Source organism: Prosthecobacter sp. Pr1, from assembly GCF_057652315.1.
The window spans coordinates 1-18,089 of sequence record NZ_JBYFBS010000038.1 but is presented as its reverse complement, the minus strand read 5'-3'; the positions used below and the strand labels follow the sequence as shown (position 1 = coordinate 18,089).

The 18,089-nt window shown below is 61.9% G+C and carries 18 protein-coding genes; 9 read left to right on the top strand and 9 right to left on the bottom strand.

Annotated features, from left to right (window positions below; genetic code table 11):
- Positions 1–190 precede the first annotated feature (190 nt).
- Positions 191–547: a hypothetical protein gene (locus tag AC24GY_RS29080; protein ID WP_487690289.1), complete on the bottom strand. Its 357-nt coding sequence runs from the start codon at positions 545–547 to the stop codon at positions 191–193.
- Complete coding sequence (locus tag AC24GY_RS29075; protein ID WP_487690287.1) at positions 544–780, bottom strand: hypothetical protein; 237 nt, start codon at positions 778–780, stop codon at positions 544–546. The genes AC24GY_RS29080 and AC24GY_RS29075 overlap by 4 nt, the downstream gene beginning before the upstream one ends.
- Positions 781–1,100: 320 nt before the next feature.
- Here AC24GY_RS29075 and AC24GY_RS29070 point away from each other — a divergent pair, with 320 nt between their 5' ends.
- Complete coding sequence (locus AC24GY_RS29070) at positions 1,101–1,313, top strand: hypothetical protein (protein WP_487690284.1); 213 nt, start codon at positions 1,101–1,103, stop codon at positions 1,311–1,313.
- Positions 1,303–1,593, top strand: a complete 291-nt coding sequence (locus AC24GY_RS29065; RefSeq protein WP_487690282.1) for a type II toxin-antitoxin system RelE/ParE family toxin — start codon at positions 1,303–1,305, stop codon at positions 1,591–1,593. The genes AC24GY_RS29070 and AC24GY_RS29065 overlap by 11 nt, the downstream gene beginning before the upstream one ends.
- 229 nt (positions 1,594–1,822) lie before the next feature.
- On the opposite strand, the gene AC24GY_RS29060 is transcribed toward AC24GY_RS29065, so the two are convergent.
- From AC24GY_RS29060 to AC24GY_RS29040, 5 genes are all read right to left on the bottom strand, one after another.
- On the bottom strand, positions 1,823–3,079 hold the full coding sequence (locus AC24GY_RS29060; protein ID WP_487690279.1) for an MFS transporter: 1,257 nt from the start codon (positions 3,077–3,079) through the stop codon (positions 1,823–1,825).
- A 95-nt stretch (positions 3,080–3,174) separates the two neighbouring features.
- Positions 3,175–3,348: a hypothetical protein gene (locus tag AC24GY_RS29055; protein ID WP_487690276.1), complete on the bottom strand. Its 174-nt coding sequence runs from the start codon at positions 3,346–3,348 to the stop codon at positions 3,175–3,177.
- Between the two features lie 90 nt (positions 3,349–3,438).
- The gene (locus AC24GY_RS29050; protein WP_487690274.1) at positions 3,439–3,729 is read right to left on the bottom strand and encodes a hypothetical protein; all 291 of its coding nucleotides are present in this window, start codon (positions 3,727–3,729) and stop codon (positions 3,439–3,441) included.
- Positions 3,730–3,877: 148 nt separating this feature from the next.
- Complete coding sequence (locus AC24GY_RS29045) at positions 3,878–5,128, bottom strand: competence/damage-inducible protein A (protein WP_487690271.1); 1,251 nt, start codon at positions 5,126–5,128, stop codon at positions 3,878–3,880.
- A 243-nt stretch (positions 5,129–5,371) separates the two neighbouring features.
- Positions 5,372–6,004: an AAA family ATPase gene (locus tag AC24GY_RS29040; RefSeq protein ID WP_487690269.1), complete on the bottom strand. Its 633-nt coding sequence runs from the start codon at positions 6,002–6,004 to the stop codon at positions 5,372–5,374.
- Positions 6,005–6,105: 101 nt separating this feature from the next.
- Here AC24GY_RS29040 and AC24GY_RS29035 point away from each other — a divergent pair, with 101 nt between their 5' ends.
- A complete protein-coding gene (locus AC24GY_RS29035; protein WP_487690267.1) occupies positions 6,106–6,525 on the top strand; it encodes a c-type cytochrome domain-containing protein in 420 nt (139 codons plus the stop codon).
- 140 nt (positions 6,526–6,665) lie between these two features.
- Entirely contained in the window at positions 6,666–8,039 is a 1,374-nt protein-coding gene (locus tag AC24GY_RS29030) for an aspartate aminotransferase family protein (RefSeq protein WP_487690264.1), read from the top strand.
- A gap of 396 nt (positions 8,040–8,435) precedes the next feature.
- Here the strand turns inward: AC24GY_RS29030 and AC24GY_RS29025 are convergent, their stop codons facing one another.
- Entirely contained in the window at positions 8,436–9,041 is a 606-nt protein-coding gene (locus tag AC24GY_RS29025) for a hypothetical protein (RefSeq protein ID WP_487690262.1), read from the bottom strand.
- A gap of 81 nt (positions 9,042–9,122) precedes the next feature.
- On the opposite strand from AC24GY_RS29025, the gene AC24GY_RS29020 reads away from it, so the two are divergent.
- Positions 9,123–11,771 carry a PSD1 and planctomycete cytochrome C domain-containing protein gene (locus tag AC24GY_RS29020; protein ID WP_487690259.1) on the top strand — a complete coding sequence of 883 codons (2,649 nt, stop codon included), beginning with the start codon at positions 9,123–9,125 and terminating at the stop codon, positions 11,769–11,771.
- Between the two features lie 511 nt (positions 11,772–12,282).
- On the opposite strand, the gene AC24GY_RS29015 is transcribed toward AC24GY_RS29020, so the two are convergent.
- Entirely contained in the window at positions 12,283–13,023 is a 741-nt protein-coding gene (locus AC24GY_RS29015; RefSeq protein WP_422318079.1) for a hypothetical protein, read from the bottom strand.
- A 184-nt stretch (positions 13,024–13,207) separates the two neighbouring features.
- Here AC24GY_RS29015 and AC24GY_RS29010 point away from each other — a divergent pair, with 184 nt between their 5' ends.
- The 4 genes from AC24GY_RS29010 to AC24GY_RS28995 all read left to right on the top strand — a co-directional run bounded on the left by AC24GY_RS29010 (position 13,208) and on the right by AC24GY_RS28995 (position 17,987).
- Complete coding sequence (locus tag AC24GY_RS29010; protein WP_422318081.1) at positions 13,208–13,480, top strand: WXG100 family type VII secretion target; 273 nt, start codon at positions 13,208–13,210, stop codon at positions 13,478–13,480.
- Between the two features lie 31 nt (positions 13,481–13,511).
- Complete coding sequence (locus tag AC24GY_RS29005) at positions 13,512–14,009, top strand: hypothetical protein (RefSeq protein ID WP_487690256.1); 498 nt, start codon at positions 13,512–13,514, stop codon at positions 14,007–14,009.
- Positions 14,010–14,155: 146 nt separating this feature from the next.
- Positions 14,156–14,356, top strand: coding sequence for a hypothetical protein (locus AC24GY_RS29000; protein ID WP_397385330.1), 201 nt, complete (start codon positions 14,156–14,158; stop codon positions 14,354–14,356).
- Positions 14,340–17,987: an FtsK/SpoIIIE domain-containing protein gene (locus tag AC24GY_RS28995; RefSeq protein WP_487690253.1), complete on the top strand. Its 3,648-nt coding sequence runs from the start codon at positions 14,340–14,342 to the stop codon at positions 17,985–17,987. Before AC24GY_RS29000 ends, AC24GY_RS28995 begins: the two co-directional genes overlap by 17 nt.
- Positions 17,988–18,089: the final 102 nt, after the last annotated feature.

Below are 18,089 nucleotides of genomic sequence, written 5' to 3'. Positions count from 1 at the left end.
CATCGTGTAGGACGGGTCTCGCGGTCCAAACATCTCAATGGCGAGCTGTAGCATATTGCCCAACCGCGAAGGGAGGGTCCATGTGTAGCCTTGCTCCCATCGACGGGCGACAAGCAATGTAGGTTCGATAGTCGTGGATTCAGGCATAGTGTTTATAAAGGCCCATCAGGTGGAACAGCACCACCAGTGATCACCCCTTGGGCTTCGCGGTGATCTTTGCTTGGACTGGTTCCTGGCTATTGTAGGTGACGGTGGCTGTCTTGAGATTGTCCGCAATGCGGATGGTTGCCACCTCAACACTGAAAGGTACAGCGATTATCCCAAGCTGCACTGAGACACCTGTGTGGACGCGTGGAGCCGGACGTCCGGCCTGAACTGAGGTGATTGTTGTGCCGTCGTATTCGAAGACATTCTTCTCGTCGGCCAGTTCGGCGATGGTCACGGTTTCCAACCATCCTTTAAATTCGTCCAAGGACATCTTCGAAAGACTCTTGGGCGCCGCTGCGGGCTTCGATGTCTGGCTAGTCTTGTCGGCAAACTCTTTCAAGATCGCGTCGGTGGCCAGCGCGCCTCCAGATTGCCGGCCTTGGTGTATTCCATTTTGAGCTTCTGCAGTTCTTGAAGATAGGTCCGCGTTATTGGCGTCGTCGCACGCTGGATTGCTGCTTCGTAGTTGAACTTCAGGGCCACGACCTTGTCTGGCAGCGCCTTCGAGTCCTGAGCTGAGAGAGCAAGAGCGTGGAAGACGCCGATTGTTGCGATTGTAAGTCTGAGGTGCATGGCAAGGTTGGTTGCTCGGCTGACAGTAGGCGGGAAACAGGATGATAACCCACAAAAAAATATTCTCCCCGCCAGAATGAACCACCGAAACCTCAGAAACGGGGTTTTGGTGGTTTCGGTGGTTCGGTTCGGGGCTTTTAACAGAAAAATATGCGGAGGCCTGATCGGCGCATGTGCGCCCAAAGGCCACTCGCCCAAAGCCGATAAAATATCGGCGCTCCCAGCAAAGAGCAAAGCCCGGTGCATCACCACTTTCCCAGTGCTGCGCGCTCTTGCAAAACCTGCTGGAAGAGTCCGTAAGGGTGCGTATCCTGCACTCCATGAAACTGGATGAACTCACGGCGGAGGCGGCGAAGCTTTCTGAGGATGACCGGGCTTCTCTGGCGGCCCGGCTGCTGCATGGGCTTGAAAAGCCGCACCACGGTGTTTCGGATGAGGAAGTGATGAGCCGGGTGAGGGAAGGGGATGCTGATGACGGAGTGATGCTCACTTTTGACCAGCTCGTTTCCGGGCTTCGCTTCCGTGCGCGTTAGATTTCACCAACGAGTCCAGGCAGATCTGGACGCCATTTTGGAAAAATACGACGAGGTTTCACCAGCGCTCGCGGAGGAATTTTTCGGCGAGTTCCAGACTGGGCTGCTGAAGGTGGCGGAGAATCCACGCTTTTTCCATTTCGACGCCTGCGGACTGCGGCGGCGCAACTTCGACCGCTTTCCCTACCACTTTCTCTACGACATCCGGGGTGATTATGTCCGTGTGTGGGTCATCAGGCACAATCGCCGGAATCCAGGCTGGGGCTTGAAGCGCTTTTGATCTTCCGTGGGTGATGGTAGGATGTGGTATGGCGCTCCCGGCAAAGAGCAAAGCCTGACGCGAGGCTTGGCCTTCTGTACTGGGAGCACCGGTTTTTAACCGGCTCTGGGAAGCTCCGCCGCACGGGCAAGCGCCGCATTTGCAGTGAACTTCATTTCATGTCGATGTCACAGGGACGCTCGCCCAGCGCCGATAAAATATCGGCGCTCCCAGCAAAGAGGCTGCACGCCTACTCAAAAATCTTCCGGTGCGGATTGATGAAGCCCCAGGCGGCGGCTCCCACGAGAAAGAGTGCACCGATGAGGTACAGCGGCGCGTTCCAGTCGTAGTGCTGCTGCAGGCCGATCACGATGAGCGGGCAGATCACGCTGCCGATCTGGCCGCTGGTGTTCATCGCCGCGCCCACGACGCCGGTGTGGCTGCCGCCGATGTCGATGACGGTGCCCCACGAGGCCCCGAGGGTGAACATGCTGGCGGCCACGGCGGTGGCGATGCACCACGCCGCGAGCTCGGGCTGCGCGGTGGTCGTGGCCAAAAGCATGGCGATGCCGGCCACGAGGTAGGAGGCGGCGCCCACGCCCGCACGCCCGATGCGCAGGCCAAACCGACGCGTGGCGGCATCCGTGGCCAGTCCACCGAGCAGGTCGGCCACCGGGCTCAGCAGCAGGGGCAGGCCGGTGAAAAAGCCCAGGCGCATGGAATGGAAGCCGTGCTGCTCCTGGAGATAAGTCGGCAGCCAGGTGATGCAGAAGTAGAAGCCAAAGCTGTTGGGGAAATACATGAGGCACAGCGGCAGGGTGTTGCGGTGCTTCAGCAGTTGCTTCCAGTAGGCCCAGCCCTCGTGCTGCCCGCTGCTGGGGTCGCGACCTGCCACGATCTTTTCCAGCTCCGCTGCATTCACCGCCGCATGCTGCTCCGGATCATCGCGGAACCAGCGCTGCCATGCCACGGCCCACACGATGCCGGGCAGGCCAAAGAGCACAAAGGTCCAGCGCCATCCGCACAGGCCCGCCACCGCCAGCGCGATCACGGGCGTGAGCCCGCCCATGATGTGCGCGGCGGCAAAGAAGATGCCCTGCACCGTGCCGCGCTCTGAGCGTGGGATCCAGCGCGAGAACGTCCGCGCCATGCCCGGCCACGCGCCCGCCTCACCCGCACCAAACAGAAAGCGGATAACGAGCATCGATCCAAAACTCCACGCCGCGCCCGTGGCGATGGTAAACGCCGACCACCACGCCACAATGCGTGTGAGCACCCGCCGCGTGCCCATGCGATCCGCCCACCACGCTGTGGGAATCTCAAACGCTGCGTAAGCGATGGCAAAGGCGCTGTAGATCCAGCTCATCTGATCTTTGCTCAGCCCGAGATCCCGCCGGATGTCCGGCGACAACGTGGCGATGCACGCGCGATCCAGATAAGTGACGGCCCCGAGCGCCAGCATGAAGCCAACAACACGGTAGCGGACGCGGGTGGGGCGAGAAGGCATCGGCCAATGAAGGAAGAAATGCGGGGGATTCAAGCGGGCTCAGTGATCCATGCAGCGCGAAGGGGCATGGAGTGGCAGATGCGCATGCGCGGCTGTCAGGGCCGCTTCCTGCCCCGCCTTTCCCCAAGGTCCGCAAGGAATGACATAACAGAAAGTGCCATGATGAAGCATCCCGTTCTCTCCATCCACTGTTGCGACGGCGTCCGGGCGGCGGCGATCAGGCCGATGCCGACGATCATCAAAGCCAGGCTGTAAGCGCGTTTGCTCATGGGGAATTCAGGATAATTGGGCGCGGTGGAGCGGGGAAGTGCTTTGTTGGAAGGCGATATGCCATTTCATGCCATCCTGACTTTTATTCCTCACGGATACGCGGGCACCAGCTTGCTCTCTCCGCGTTTCAAGCCACCGACGTGTTTTATCATCTCCGCGTATTCAGGTGTGCCCTTCTTGTAAACAAAGAAGGCATCGCCAACCATGCCGCCTTCACCTTCGGCGCGCAGCATGACCTCCAGCAGGCCGTCCTTTGTCAGATGCGCTGAGCCAATGGTCTTGCCCGTGGGGGCTGCGGCGGGAGCGGGTTTCGCTGACTGGCAGGCCGGGAGCAGGGTGAGGAGGAAGAGTCCCAGGGAGACTTTGACGCTTGGGGGCATGGGTTTGAGAATACTCAGACATGGAATGATGCCAGCGAGTAATGACCACCCGCAGGTGGAATTTGAGCATCTTAAGTGATGCGGGCACTCTTGCCCGCTGGGGTTGTCCTGGGCCGCTCGTCTTGCAGGCAGGAGTGCCTGCATCACTTCACCTCACCCCAATCCCCAGCATCCGCCGCCGCAGCATGTCCAGCGCGGCTTGGGACGTCAGCAGTTTGAAGCGATCCCGCGATCCTGGTGAAAACTTCTTCTGTGCCCAGGTCTCGCCTTTCTTTGCGGCGAGGCCGATCCACACGGTGCCCACGGGTTTCTCCGGTGTGCCACCGCTCGGGCCCGCGATGCCGGTGACGGACAGCGCGTAGTCGGCTCCGCTGTGTTTCAGCGCGCCTTCGGCCATCGCGCGGGCGACTTCTTCGCTCACGGCGCCGTGGGTTTCGATGAGTTCCAAAGGCACGCCGAGGTGCTGGTGCTTGGCTTCGTTCGCATACGTCACCCAGCCGTGGCCAAACACGCGTGAGGCGCCGCTGACATCGGTGATGCGATTGGCAATGGTGCCGCCCGTGCAGGACTCGGCGGTGGCCAGCCATTCGCCGCGCTCCGTGAGCATCTGCACGATGACTTCTTCAATGATGCGGCGGTCTTCCGAAACAATGCAGTCGCCCAAGGCCGCGCGCACAATGCTGGCGGCCTCGTCCACCACCACCTGCGGGCCCGCGAGGCGCACGTCCACATCGCCATTGCGGATGCAGTAGCCCAGGTCCAGGCCGGGGATGGCTTCAAGCTGTTTCTCCACGGCTTCCACGATGTCGGACTCGCCCACGCCCGTGACCTTGAGATACAGCACACGGCGCGAGATGCCGTCCGGCAGCCAGGTGCGCAGGCGCGGCTCCACCTGGCTTTCCACCATGGGCTTCATTTCGCGCGGCGGCCCCGGCAGCAGAAAGATGTGCGCATTCCAGCCCTGCGCGGCGCTGAGCTCCGCAGGGAAGTACAGGCCCGGTGCGGTGCCGAAGTGGTTCGGCATCACCACCGCGCCGTGGGGCACCATGGCCTGGCGCTGCGTGGCCAGGCTCACGGGCTTGCCGCGTTTGGCAAAGTAATCGCTCAGGTGCTGCATGATCTCGGCGTTCAGCTCCATGCCGAGGCCCAGCAGCTCGGCGGTGGATTCCCGCGTCACGTCATCATTCGTCGGCCCCAGCCCGCCGGAGACCAGCACCACATCCGCGCGCTGCGCCGCCTCGGCGATGGCCGTGCGGATCACCGTGCCATCCGGCACGATTGTCTGCCGCGCCACCTGAATGCCCAGCGCCGCCAGCCGCTGGCCGATCCAGGCTGCGTTCGTGTTGATGGTGTCTCCGAGGAGGAGTTCGGTGCCGGTATTGACGAGTTCGACGTTCATGCACCCGTCTTTACGCGCGGCGAGGCGGTTTGATCAATGGTTCTTTCGCTGGCGCGGTGGGGCCGAGCTGGAGTTCTGTACTGGGAGCGCCGATATTTTATCGGCTCTGGGAAGCTCCGCAGCAAGACGCAGCACCGCCTTTCCAGCGATCCTCATTCCAAATCAAAGCCGCAAGGCCGCACGCCCGGAGCCGATTAAAAATCGGCGCTCCCAGCAATGAGCCGCTCCCGGCCCGCTCGCCCCCTACCTCTTCTTCCTTTTCCGCTCCTTGCAGCCCAGTTCGCTCACCATGCCATCCAGCACGGCGAGGCCGAAGCTGATCTTTTTGAAGAAGGACGGATTGTGCGGCACCAGCATGAATTTCGGATGCTGGCTCCACAGATCCCGCAGCTTGCGGTCCAGCTTGATGGCCTGCTCCGCGGTCTCATTGCGGATGGGATTCCCGCCTTCGATGCTCATGTGGCCCACCGCCGCGCTTTCAAAGAAAATCACCGCATCGTAGCGCAGCAGCTCGCGCTCCAGCGAGCTGCCGATGTCTTCAAAAAAGCCCTCCGGTCCGCTCGGCCAGTAGGCCGCGCCATCCACCGTGCCGCGATCGCACAGCAGGATCTGCTCCGGGTGCTGCGCCATCACGGCCTCCTCCAGGTGAATCTGCACATGGTAGATCGCCCGCTGCGCCGCATGGACGGCATCCGGTATGCTCACGCGCGGGAAGCCGCCGGTGAACATCATCGTCGCCGCCTCCGGCACCATCACCACCTGGTCACCCATCTCGCGGCGAAAGAGATCGCCCGCCGTCGTCTTGCCACCGCCGGGGCCTCCGGTCAAAACGATGCGACAGTGGCCATTGGTCTGCGGTTTGGGTTTGCGGGACATTCGTACAATGTGGTCGCGGCAGCACAGCGGCGTCAAGCTTCAGCGTAAGATTGCGCAAACACGGTGTAGCTTGTTTTCAGCGCCGTCGTTAGGCTCATGGCATGATCCTTCGTTTCCTTCCCCTCCTTGTCATCGTCACCGCCTGCACGCAACTGCCCGCCACCAAGAACGCGCGGGAGCACTACTTCCTCACGCAGGTGAAGCCTGTGCTGCAGGAGCACTGCCTGAGATGCCACAACGGCAGCCTGCCGCCGCCCTCGCTCAATCTCATGACGAAAGTCACCGCCTTCAAGCGCAGCGCCAGCGGGCGCGACTACATCCTGCCCGAAGACCCAGACTGCAGCCTGCTCATCAGCGCCGTGCAGCGCGGCGGCACGCACCCCAAGATGATGCCGCGCACGGATGTCAGCCTCACGGATGATCAGATCGGCATGCTGCGCGAGTGGATCGAAGACGGTGCTTACTGGCCCGAAGGAGAAGCCGGTACACTGCATGCGCAAAAGAGCGCAGAGAATCCCTAAGCACACCCGCTTCTCGTGCGTTCAGGTCGTTTCATCAGCACAATTATATAGACGGCCAGATAAATCGTATGCGCACAAAAATACCGCCACATGCTGCAAAGCGAGTAGCAGCATGAAGCCGGTACCTCCACTATCATTCCATGGGCAAAGAATTCAGCATCACACCACAGACTGTTCCTCACGTCGAAACCAAGCATCGCCGCATTTGCACGCCATTGCCGCACCCGGACTCCGTTCCTACTCTGGAAAAGCTGCGTCACTTTGAACCCCAGTCCATGCGCGGCATGCCGCCCATCGTGTGGGACAAGGCCCTGGACATCCACATCTTCGACAAATACGGCAACAAGTGGCTCGACTGGAGCAGCGGTGTGCTCGTGACGAATGCCGGCCACGCCGCGCCTGAAATCTGCAAGGCCATGATTGATCAGATCAGCAGCGGCCTCATTCACAACTACGTCTTCCCCAGCGAAGAGCGCGCCGAAGCCGCCGAGATCATCGCCTCCGTTTCCCCGGATGGCTTGAAGAAAGTCTTCCTCCTCAGCACCGGCAGCGAGGCCACCGAGTGCGCCATCAAGCTCAGCCGCAGCCATGGCATCAAAGTCGGCGGGAAAGAGAAGATCGGCATCATCGGTTTCACCCGCGGCTTTCACGGCCGCACCCTCGCCAGCCAGCAGGCCGGCGGCATGGCCGGGCAGAAGGCATGGATCGTCAATGAAGATCCGGCGATTTTGAATGCGCCCTTCCCGGATGGTTACTGGACGGAAGACACCAGCTTCGACAGCTTCCTCGCCACCATCGCCGACAAAGGACTCACCGGAGCCAACATCGCCGGCGTCATCATCGAGAGCTATCAGGGCGTGGGCCCCGACTTCGCCCCGGTGGAGTACATTCAGAAACTCCGCGCCTGGTGCGACGAGCACAACGTCGTGCTCACCTTTGACGAAGTGCAGGCCGGCTTTGGCCGCACCGGCAAGTTCTGGGCCTTCGAGCACTACGGCGTCACGCCGGACATCATCTGCTGCGGCAAAGGCATCAGCAGCGGCATGCCCCTCAGCGCCGTGATCGGCCGTGAGGCCATCATGGACCAGTTCCCACCGGGCAGCATGACCAGCACCCACACTGGCAATCCCGTGTGCTGCGCCGCCGCCGTGGCCAACATCAAGAAGCTTCTCGACGAAGACCTCACCGGCAACGCCGCCCGCCTCGGCCCCATCCTGCTGGAGCGCTGCAAGGCCATCCAGAAGCGCCACCCCAGTGTCGTCGGCAACGTCACCGGCGTCGGCCTCGTCGCCGGCATGCAGATCATCCAGCCCGACAAAAAAGAGCCGAACCACGATCTCGCCCATCGCATCATCGAGCTCTGCTACCAGCGCGGCCTTCTCCTCTTCGCCCCCGTCGGCGCCTGGGGCCAGACCGTCAAAATCTGCCCGCCGCTCACCGTCACCGAAGAAGCCCTCATCGAAGCCTGCGACGTGCTGGATGGCGCTGTGGATGACGCCGTCGCCGGCAAGTAGGGCAGGGAAGTCATCGCTGTGAGCTGCGCCACCGGGTCATGCCGGGCGCAGCTCTTTGCTTTGAATACCTCATGGCTGGGAGCGCCGATGTTTCATCGGCTCTGGTCGAACGTCCCTGTGGCAATCGACATGGCATGAAGCGTACTGGAGATGCGGCGCTTGGTCTGCTGCGGAGCTTTCCAGAGCCGTTTAAAAAACGGCGCTCCCAGTACAGAGTGCCGTGCCTTTTGAACATTGCAGGGCCATTCGTTTCTGCCGCAGAGGAGCCAAGGAGCAGAGGTGGCAGAGATTGAATCCATTCTCTGCTCCCTCTGCCTCTCCGCCCCTCTGCGGCAAAGCCGAACGTTCAAACCGCAGCCGATGGAAAATGAGCCTGTCTGCGAACCGACCCACCCATCACCCCTTTAACATCCCCACCCGGTTAAACTTCGCCAGACTCAGCGCCTTCACCTCTGCCGCCGTGTAGCTCTCAGTGCCCACGAGTTTCTCACGCAGCCGCTCCCGCAGCGCTTCCATCAGCTCACGCCCATTTTGCATCCACGTGTAGTAGAGGCACAGCGGCACGTAGCGCCCGCGGCCAAAGCGGATGAACAACGTATTCGCCCGCGTCATGGAAATGAAATGGTGCGTGCCACGGCTCTGCGGCGCATACCGCATGAGGCGAAACCACCACGGCGTGAACTCCGGCAGACCAAACACAGCGGATTCAATTTCCTCCAGCGGGATCACCGTGGCATAACTGCCGCGACCAATCCGCAGCGTGGTGTCCGTCAGTTCAAAGTGCGGTTTCCGCCGGTCGATGTTCAGCGCGAACAGCGTCACCAGCACCGTCACGACACCCCAGCCCGCGAAAAACTCCGGACCCGTGGGCTTGCAATCCAGCAGCCCGACGATGGCGCCGCCGATCACCGCCGTGAAGATGAGACCCGCCAGTGGCATGACCAGAAGGTAGCTCAGCCAGTAGGTCGGCTTGGGTCGGGCAAGGATGGACGTGGCTGGCATAAAAAACGCTCGCTGGTCCCATGACACCCGGTTTGAGACTGGGATGCAAGAGCGAAGCATGCCACCCCGTATTTTCACCACATGATCCGCCGCCCCCATTCACACCTCGCCCTCGTGCTGCTGGCAGCCGCGCCCGCCTGGGCAGCGGCGGCTCCCGTGATGTTTGAAAAAGACGTGCGCCCCATCCTGAAAACGCACTGCTTCCAATGCCATGGCGAAGAGGGCGAAATGAAGGGCGGCCTGGATGTGCGCCTCGCACGCTTCATCCTCAAAGGCGGCAAGGACGGCCCCGTGATCGTCCCCGGCAAAGTGGCCGAGAGCCACCTGCTCGACCTCGTCAAAAAAGGCGACATGCCGAAAGGCAAAACCAAGCTCAAGGATCAGGACATCGCCACCCTCGAAGCCTGGATCGCCCAAGGTGCCAAGACCGCACGCCCGGAGCCGGAGAAGCTCGGGCCGGAGCACGCCTTCACCGATGAAGAGCGCGCCTGGTGGTCGCTGCAGCCCATTCACGCCGTGAAGCCCCCGGTGGAGAAAAAAGGCGCCACCAACATCGATGCCTTCATCGCCGCCAAGCTCACCGAAAAAGGCCTCTCCTTCTCGCCCGAGGCCGACCCCGTCACCTTCATCCGCCGCGCCAGCTTTGATCTCATCGGCCTGCCACCCACGCCCGCCGAAGTGGACGAATTCGTCGCCGCTTACATCAAAAATCCGCAGCTCAGCGTCGAGCGCCTCGTGGACCGACTCCTTGCCTCACCGCACTACGGCGAACGCTGGGGCCGCCACTGGCTGGACACCGCCGGCTACGCCGACAGCGAAGGCTTTGGCGAACGCGATATCGAGCGCCCCTGGTCATGGAAGTACCGCGACTACGTCATCAACGCCTTCAATAAAGACAAGCCCTTCGATCAGTTCGTGCGCGAGCAGCTCGCCGGCGATGAAATGGTGCCGCAGCCGTACAAAGATCTCGCGCCCGATGCCATCGAAAAACTCGCCGCCACCGGCTTCCTCCGCATGTCTCCCAACGGCACCGGCGAGAAGAACGATGCCGCCACGCAAAACGCGAACATCGCCGACACCCTCAAAATGGTGGGCACCTCCCTCTACGGCCTCACCATCGGCTGCGCGCAGTGCCATGATCATCGCTACGATCCCATCTCCCAGGCCGACTACTACCGCCTGCGCGCTGTGTTTGAGCCCGGCTTTGACACCAAGGCCTGGCGCGGCCCCGGCAGCCGTCTCGTCTCACTGCTGACGGAAAAGGAAATCGCCGAATCCGCCAAGATCGAAGCCGTGGCCAAGAAGCTCGACGCAGCACGCCTTGCCAAAGCCGAGGAATTCATCACCGAAGTGCTGGAGAAAGAACTCGCCAAAGCCCCCGAGGCAGACCGCGCTCCCCTGCGCACCGCCTACCGCACCGAGATCAAGAAGCGCACCGTAGATCAAACTAAGCTCCTCAAAGCCTGGCCCCGCGTAAACCAGCTCAGCTCCGGCTCCCTCTACCTCTACGACACCACCTACAAAACCAAGCACGCGGATGAACTGAAAAAGATGACCGAGGAAGCGACCGCCGTGCGCGCCACCAAGCCGAAGCAGGAATTCCTCCACGCTTTCACCGAGCTCCCCAAAAAGCCCGAGGCCGTGCCCGCCACCTTCATCTTCAATCGCGGCCAGTTTGACCAGCCCAAAGAAAAGGTGAAGCCCAGCGATCTCACCGTCCTCGCCGCCTTCCGCAAGATCGAGATCCCGGAGAAAAACGCCGCGCTGCCCACCACCGGCCGCCGCCTCGCCCTGGCCAATGAACTCACCGACGGCAAGCACCCCCTGGTGGCACGCGTCATGGTGAACCGCGTGTGGATGCACCACTTCGGCAAAGGCATCGTCGCCAGCCCCGGAGACTTCGGCCTCCTCGGCAGCCTGCCCACGCACCCCGAACTCCTCGACTGGCTGGCCACCGATTTCGTGGCACGCGGCTGGAGCTTGAAGCAGCTCCACCGCCAGATCATGACCTCCCGCACCTACCGCCAGACCTCCACGCGGGATGCCACACGTGATCGTATCGACCCCGACAATTCCTACCTCAGCCGCATGAGCGTGCGCCGCCTGGAGGCCGAAATCCTGCGCGACAGCCTCCTCGCCGTCAGCGGCAAGCTCAATCCAAAAGTCGGCGGTGCGCCCGTGCCCGTCATGTTTAATGAAGAAGGTCAGGTGGTCATCGGCATCGACACCACCGACACCGCAGGCCGTCCCTCCGGCAAGATCGTCCCGCTCAATGGCGATGAATTCCGCCGCAGCATTTATGTACAGGCCCGCCGCTCACGGCAGCTCGAAATGTTCGCCACCTTTGACGCCCCCATCATGGAGCCCAGCTGCGACATCCGCTCCGTCACCACCGTGAGTCCGCAGAGCCTCCTGCTCATGAACAGCACCACCATGCGCGTGCATGCTCAGCAGTTCGCCCAGCGCGTGCAGAGCGAAGGCGGCAAAGACACCGCCGATCAGGTCCGCCACGCGTTCAAACTCGTCAGCGGCAAAGCCCCTTCGGAGTCCGACGTGCAGCAGAGCGTCGAATTCGTGCAGGCCCAGACTGAATTCTACAAGGCCAATCCCACCCCGCTTGAAGTTCAGCTCGGCGCCCCGTCCAAGACCCCCGGAGACCCCGCCTTCCTCGGCCTCACCGCCCTCTGCCATGCGCTGCTCAGCTCCAATGCGCTGCTGTATGTGGACTAGGCCACGCGGTGTTTGATATGGACTGCGGTCGCGCAGCGAGGAACGAGCGCAGCTACCGCTTTCGACGTGCTGATCGTCTCACGCACACCACGGGTTATTCGAAGGCGGCAGCCGGTGAACTTCCGCCAGCCCGTCACCTACGCGCACCACGAGACACTCGAAAGCGGCAGCTCCACCCTTGCAGGGTTGCGCAGCCGCATTGATTGATTCGCTTCGCTCACCCTTCGGGCTCATTGCAGTCGTCTGTTTGCCTTCGGCTATCTCCGCTTCGCTCCGGTTCACTACGTTCGGCTCGCTGCCGCTCACCCCTTCGGGCAGCCTGCGGCTGTCTATAGCGTTTTGCGAAACTGATTTCCGGAAAGTGAGAGTGGAGACGCTCGGCGGCTGGTTGAGGACAACCAGCCGCCGTCGAAGCCCAAGATTTTCGAGCAAGAAGCAGCCTGCTAAACGGAAAGGAGTTTTGTGAACCGCTACATCTCCGCTTCCAAAAGCGATCGCCACCTCTCTACCCTCACCCATACGGCTTCAGCCACTCCGTGCTCTTCAATTCCAGCGCTGCGGTAAAGCTGGCCGTCGGGTAAGGCTGATCAGCCTCGGATTCCCAAAAATTCTCCGGTACCGTGGCAAACTCAAACCCCAGGTGCATCTGCCCCTCCCGCGTCAGCGTGATGCCGCTTGGCGTGAAGGTGACCGATTCACACCCTTCCAAAGGATGACCCTCCGCCAGCAATGAGCGCGTGGCGGCGGCGATCAGTTCATCATACCTCCCGATGAACTGCTGCCACAGCGCCGCCTGCGCAGGCGTTGGGCCGCTGCCGTAGGCGCTCAATCTCACCCGCTTGCCCGTCGGCAGCACCGGCTCTGCATGCCAGGTCTTGTAAAACGCCGAGTGCTCATAGTCACCGATGATGGGGTGGTGCCCCGGGATGCGGGCCTCCTGCCGCCTGCGCCGCGCCAAGTCCAGCACCATCACCGTCGCCAGCAAAGCCCCGAAGACCGCCGCGACTTGCAGGATGACGCCTGCGGTGGACAGCATCGTCACATCCCAGTCGGGCAGAGGGATCGCAGGCAGCCGTCTCAAGACTTTGAAAACCAGCCACACGCCGATGCAAAGCGCCAGCCCGATGATGCACACGGTGAGGAAGCCGCACACAAAGACCACCAGCCAGCCCTGCATGGACGGCCGCGCAAACGCATGGGCCGTGTTGTAGTTGAAGATCTTCATCGCCTTGGGTTGCCGGATTGGAAGCATGGCATGCTGCCTCCGCGCCGCTTCTGGTTGAATGGCAGCGTTTTATCACTTCGCCTGCTGCGGTGTCGAGATTATTCCGCAGTGAGACAAAAGTTGCCGTGAGCGCGGGCGGTCACGCCACATGGCCTGCCAAAATCGCAGCAAAACCATTCGTCAATCTTCATTCTCACTTCATCATTGCAGCATGGCTCAGGCAATCATGAATCCCGAGGAAGTCCGGCGCTTTGCGCAGGAGTTGAAACGCTTCAACACAGAAATGCAGCAACGCTCCGCCTCCCTGCAGAGCCGCTTCACCGCCCTTGGTGAGACCTGGCAGGACGCCGAGCATGAGAAGTTCGCCGCCGAGTTCACCACCACCATGAAGGCCATCAAGCGCTTCATGGAGATGTCAGAGCAGCACACGCCCTTCCTCCTCCGCAAGGCCCAGCGCATCGAGGAATACCTCAGCCAGCGCTGATCCAGCATCCAGCATCCAGTACCGAGCACCCATGGCTGACCAGGCACGCATCTCGAATCTCGACTCCATCGAGTCCTTTCGCGTTGCGCTCATCGTCTTCATCAACAAAACCCGCCAGGTGCTCGACAACGTGCAGGACGCAGTGAAAAAAACACGCGGCTGGGTTCAGACGGAGCAGCCTGCCTACTGGCAGCAGCAGATCCGCATGCGGCAGAAGAAGCTCGATCAGGCGCAGCAGGAGCTCATGAGCGCACGCATGTCTGAGTTCATTGACAATCCCACCGTCCAGCAGATGGCCGTGCGGAAAGCCCGCGCCGCGCTTGAAGAGGCCCAGGCCAAGCTTGACCGCACCAAGGCATGGGGGCGTGACTTCGACCGCACCATTGATCCGCTGGCGCGCAAAACCGACTCCCTGCGCGACTACCTCGACAGCGATCTCACCAAGGCTGTGGCCTACCTCGTCGAAATTCAGAAAATACTTCAGGCCTACAACGAAACTCCGGCCCCTCCCGCAAGTTCTCCTTCCTGATCCTCTGACTGCCGCCCCGGGGCCGCCGTCAATCATCAGCCGTCCGCCACCTGCTTCCGACCGTCCACCTCGCACTCCAGACCGTTCACCACTTACTGCCCCACCGTTTCGCACCTGCTGCTTTATCCTCGACTGCTTACCGGCTCATGAATCTCATCCAAAACGCCCGCGAACTCTCCGAGCAATGGCATGCCACCAAGGTGCACTGGCGTGACGCCAAGGCGCTGGAATTTGAAAAAACCTACCTTGAGCAGCTGCCCGGACTCATGACCAAGACCGGCGCCATGATCAACGAACTCGAAAACCTGCTCCGAAAGATCCGCAAAGACTGTGAACAGCTCCCTTGATCTCCGCTCCTCGCGCATTGCCTCCCTGCACATCTCGCTGCGTGACACCATCGCCGATTTTGCCGCGCGCAGCGAGCAGATCGCCCGCGAAATCCGCTCCAAGCGTTACACCGCCGAACAAAACCACCTCCAGCAGCTGGAGCATTTTGATGCGCAGCACGGTACCACCGTCAGCGAAGTGGCGGCGCAGTGGGATGAGTACGTCAAGACCATCCACGCACGCCACGCGCTGCGCACCACCACCTTCAAACGCTACGAAGACCGCATCAAGCGCGACCTCAAGGCCATGGTGCAGAAGGAGCGCGAGCGCTGGCTCGGACGCCAGCAGATGCGCCGCGTGCATGCAGATGCCATGCGCAAACGCGGCCTGCAGCAGCTGGAGCACAACACCGAAGCCCTGCTGGAGCGCCTCACCGCCGCCAAAGAGCGCCTGCTCGCGGTGCTGAAGGCCACCGGCGAACGCCTCGGCCGCAAGACCGCCCCCGCACCGAACACCCGTCTCACGCTGGCGGACATCCCTGCCCGCATTGCCGACATTGAAGGGCATGCGCAGGGCCTCGAAGAGCAGCTCGCCGTCGGCAAAAGCTCCGGCATGTTCAAGATGTTCTCCAAGCCCCGCGTGGATCTCCAGGAGCTCAGCGCCGCAGTGCTGGATTACGAAACCTGCCTGCAGGAACTGCATGCCGCCACAGATGCCGCTGCCGCGCAGATTCAGGCAGACTTTGACCATACTGATGCCCTGGTCACCGCCGACTGGAACCGCACGGAAGAAGTCGCGGAGAAATACCGCCTGGCCATGCTGCGCCGGCTTGCCACGCAGATCCCCGCCTGCCTCGCCCGCAACGAGCGCCTCCTCGCCCGCAATTTGCAGCGTTTCGAAGTGCAAAAAGCCGCCGCCGTCGCGCAGGTCAGCGGCCCCCTCATGTCTCAGCGCCAGCAGCTCAATGAGCAGCACGAAGCCGCCATGCACGCCATGCAGGCGGTGGCACAGCAGCGCTGGTTCAAGATGCAGGCCGAGTGGAATCAAAAAATCCCCCCGCTGCTCGCCACTGTGGAGGAGATCGAGCAGGATCCTGCCGCTCAGTTGGAAGCCTGGACCACCACCTACCAGCCGCAGGATCAGTTTCCAAACTCCGTGCGCTTCGGCTCGCTGAAGCTGGACCTCAGCACCCAGGCGGCATTGTTTGCCAAAGAAACGCCCTTCGATTTGCGCGGCCATGAGCGCGTCACCCTGCCTCTCGCGCTCGCCTTCCCGCAGGAGGGCTCGCTGCTCATCGAAACCGACGACGACGGCGGCAAGTGGGTGGCCGATGTGATGAACGACGTCATCTTCCGTCTCTTCACCCTGGCGCCTCCCGGAAAAGTCCACTTCACCATCATCGACGCCGTCGGTCTCGGGCAGAACTTCGCCGGCCTCATGCACCTGGCCGACTACGAACCCGCCCTCATCAACCGCCGCATCTGGACGCAGCGCGAGCAGATCGAAGAGCGCCTCATTGAGCTCAACGAGCACGTGGAAAAGGTCATCCAGATGTACCTGCGCAACGAGTACGCCACCATCACCGAGTACAATGAGCAGGCCGGCACCGTGGCGGAGAAGTACCACTTCCTCGTCATCGCCGGACTTCCCGCAGGCTTCAATGAATCGTCCATGGCGCGTCTGAAAAGCATCGTCATGAGCGGCGCACGCTGCGGCGTCTTTGTGCTCATTCACTGGGACCGCCGCCAGCCGCTTCCCGAAGGACTCAGCGCCGAAGATCTGCGCAAAAACTGCCTGCGCATCGTGCGTGAAAAGGGCGTCGTCAGTTTCCGTGGCATTCGCAGCCTGGAGCTCGATGCCCCACCACCGGATGCCATCGCTGCGGATCTCGCCCATCAGATCGGCCAGGCCAGCATCGACTCCAACCGCGTGCAGGTGCCCTTCAGCGTGGTCGCTCCGAAGGAACTGTGGGCGGAAAGCACCACCAACGAACTCCGCGTGGCCATCGGCCGCACCGGCGCCACGAAACTGCAATACCTCGCCATCGGCAAAGGCACCAAGCAGCACGCCCTCCTCGCAGGTAAAACCGGTTCCGGTAAATCGACCCTCCTGCACATCATCATCACCAACCTCGCTCTCTCCTGCAGCCCGGACGAGGTCGAATTCTATCTCATCGACTTCAAGAAAGGCGTCGAGTTCAAGTGCTACGCCGACAACAAACTGCCGCACGCCAAAGTCATCGCCATTGAGAGCGATCGCGAATTCGCCTTGAGCGTATTGCAACGTATCGACGAAGAACTCCGCCGTCGCGGTGAACTCTTCCGCAAGGCCGGCGCGCAGGATCTCGCCGGTTACAAGCGCGTCGGCGGCACCGAGCCCATGCCGCGCGCCATGCTCATCATTGATGAGTTCCAGGAATACTTCACCGAAGACGACGCCGTCGCCCAGGGCGCTGCGCTCCTGCTCGACCGCATCGTGCGTCAGGGCCGTGCCTTCGGCATCCATGTCTTCCTCGGCTCCCAGACCCTCGGTGGTGCCTACACCCTTGCCCGCACCACCCTCGGCCAGATGGTCATCCGCATCGCCCTTCAGTGCAACGAAGCCGACGCCGCCCTCATCATGGACGACACCAACACCGCGCCGCGACTTCTCTCCCGTCCCGGCGAAGGCATCTACAATGACGCCGCCGGTGCCGTGGAAGGAAACAGCCCCTTCCAGGTCGTCTGGCTCACCGATGAAGAGCGGGATGCCAACCTCGTCAAAGTCACCCAGCTCTCCAAGGAACGTGGCTTCAGCAGCAAGCGCCCCATCGTCTTCGAAGGCAACATGCCCGCCGACGTGCGTGACAACGCCCTGCTCACCACCGACCTGGAACATCCGCCCGTCAAAGCCCCTGCGGACCCCAAGTGCTGGCTTGGCATGCCCAACGCCATCAAAGGCCCCACGGAAGCCATGTTCCCACGCCAGAGCGGCCGCCATTTGCTCCTCGTCGGTCAGAACGACGAAGCCGTCGCCGCCATCATCGGCCTCGGCATGCTCGCCCTCGCCGCGCAGCACCCACGCGCCACCCCGCCCAAGTTTTATCTCATTCACGGCGCACTCGCTGACTCACCCGACTGCGTGTTCCTCGAAAGCATCGCCCAGGGCCACGCCAAGATTTCGCAGGGCCACGAAGCTCCCGAATTCATCGCCGAGATCCACGCCGAAATGAAACGCCGCAGCGATGAAGGCAGCGCGGGAGATCCTCCCATCTACCTCTTCATCCACGGCCTTCAAAAGTTCCGCAAACTGCGCTACGAAGAAGACTTCTCCTTCGGCGGCGACGACGCCCCCAAGCCCGGCAGCCAGCTCAACGAGATCATCTCCGAAGGCCCGCCCCTCGGCATCCATCTCATCACCAGCCTCGACACCCTCAACAACGTCAACCGCTCCCTCAGCCGCAAGTCCGTCAGCGAGCTCGGCATGCGCGTGCTCTTCCAGATGAGCGCCAACGACTCCGCCAGCCTCATCGACTCCCCCAAAGCCAGCATGCTCGGCCTCCACCGCGCCCTCTTCTACAGCGAACACGAATCCCGCCTCGAAACCTTCCGCCCCTTCGCCCTCCCCGACTCCGGCTGGGTCGCCGAAGCCGTGGCACAGATCGGGAAGTAGATACTTCGAAACGCACAGATAGGTTCCGCGCAGAGCGACACCCTGCGACACCTGTCGCATGCCCGGCGATCGCAAACCGCATACGAGCGTGAAGCGTCTATA

What these genes read in the sequence shown, in the direction of transcription:
- AC24GY_RS29075 (WP_487690287.1), bottom strand. Translation starts at nt 780, where the DNA reads ATGCACCTCAGACTTACAATCGCAACAATCGGCGTCTTCCACGCTCTT.
- AC24GY_RS29025 (WP_487690262.1), bottom strand. Translation starts at nt 9,041, where the DNA reads ATGCCAGCCACGTCCATCCTTGCCCGACCCAAGCCGACCTACTGGCTG.
- AC24GY_RS29070 (WP_487690284.1), top strand. Translation starts at nt 1,101, where the DNA reads ATGAAACTGGATGAACTCACGGCGGAGGCGGCGAAGCTTTCTGAGGAT.
- AC24GY_RS29020 (WP_487690259.1), top strand. Translation starts at nt 9,123, where the DNA reads ATGATCCGCCGCCCCCATTCACACCTCGCCCTCGTGCTGCTGGCAGCC.
- AC24GY_RS29045 (WP_487690271.1), bottom strand. Translation starts at nt 5,128, where the DNA reads ATGAACGTCGAACTCGTCAATACCGGCACCGAACTCCTCCTCGGAGAC.
- AC24GY_RS29005 (WP_487690256.1), top strand. Translation starts at nt 13,512, where the DNA reads ATGGCTGACCAGGCACGCATCTCGAATCTCGACTCCATCGAGTCCTTT.
- AC24GY_RS29040 (WP_487690269.1), bottom strand. Translation starts at nt 6,004, where the DNA reads ATGTCCCGCAAACCCAAACCGCAGACCAATGGCCACTGTCGCATCGTT.
- AC24GY_RS29030 (WP_487690264.1), top strand. Translation starts at nt 6,666, where the DNA reads ATGGGCAAAGAATTCAGCATCACACCACAGACTGTTCCTCACGTCGAA.
- AC24GY_RS29000 (WP_397385330.1), top strand. Translation starts at nt 14,156, where the DNA reads ATGAATCTCATCCAAAACGCCCGCGAACTCTCCGAGCAATGGCATGCC.
- AC24GY_RS29055 (WP_487690276.1), bottom strand. Translation starts at nt 3,348, where the DNA reads ATGAGCAAACGCGCTTACAGCCTGGCTTTGATGATCGTCGGCATCGGC.
- AC24GY_RS29060 (WP_487690279.1), bottom strand. Translation starts at nt 3,079, where the DNA reads ATGCCTTCTCGCCCCACCCGCGTCCGCTACCGTGTTGTTGGCTTCATG.
- AC24GY_RS29015 (WP_422318079.1), bottom strand. Translation starts at nt 13,023, where the DNA reads ATGCTTCCAATCCGGCAACCCAAGGCGATGAAGATCTTCAACTACAAC.
- AC24GY_RS29035 (WP_487690267.1), top strand. Translation starts at nt 6,106, where the DNA reads ATGATCCTTCGTTTCCTTCCCCTCCTTGTCATCGTCACCGCCTGCACG.
- AC24GY_RS29050 (WP_487690274.1), bottom strand. Translation starts at nt 3,729, where the DNA reads ATGCCCCCAAGCGTCAAAGTCTCCCTGGGACTCTTCCTCCTCACCCTG.
- AC24GY_RS29010 (WP_422318081.1), top strand. Translation starts at nt 13,208, where the DNA reads ATGGCTCAGGCAATCATGAATCCCGAGGAAGTCCGGCGCTTTGCGCAG.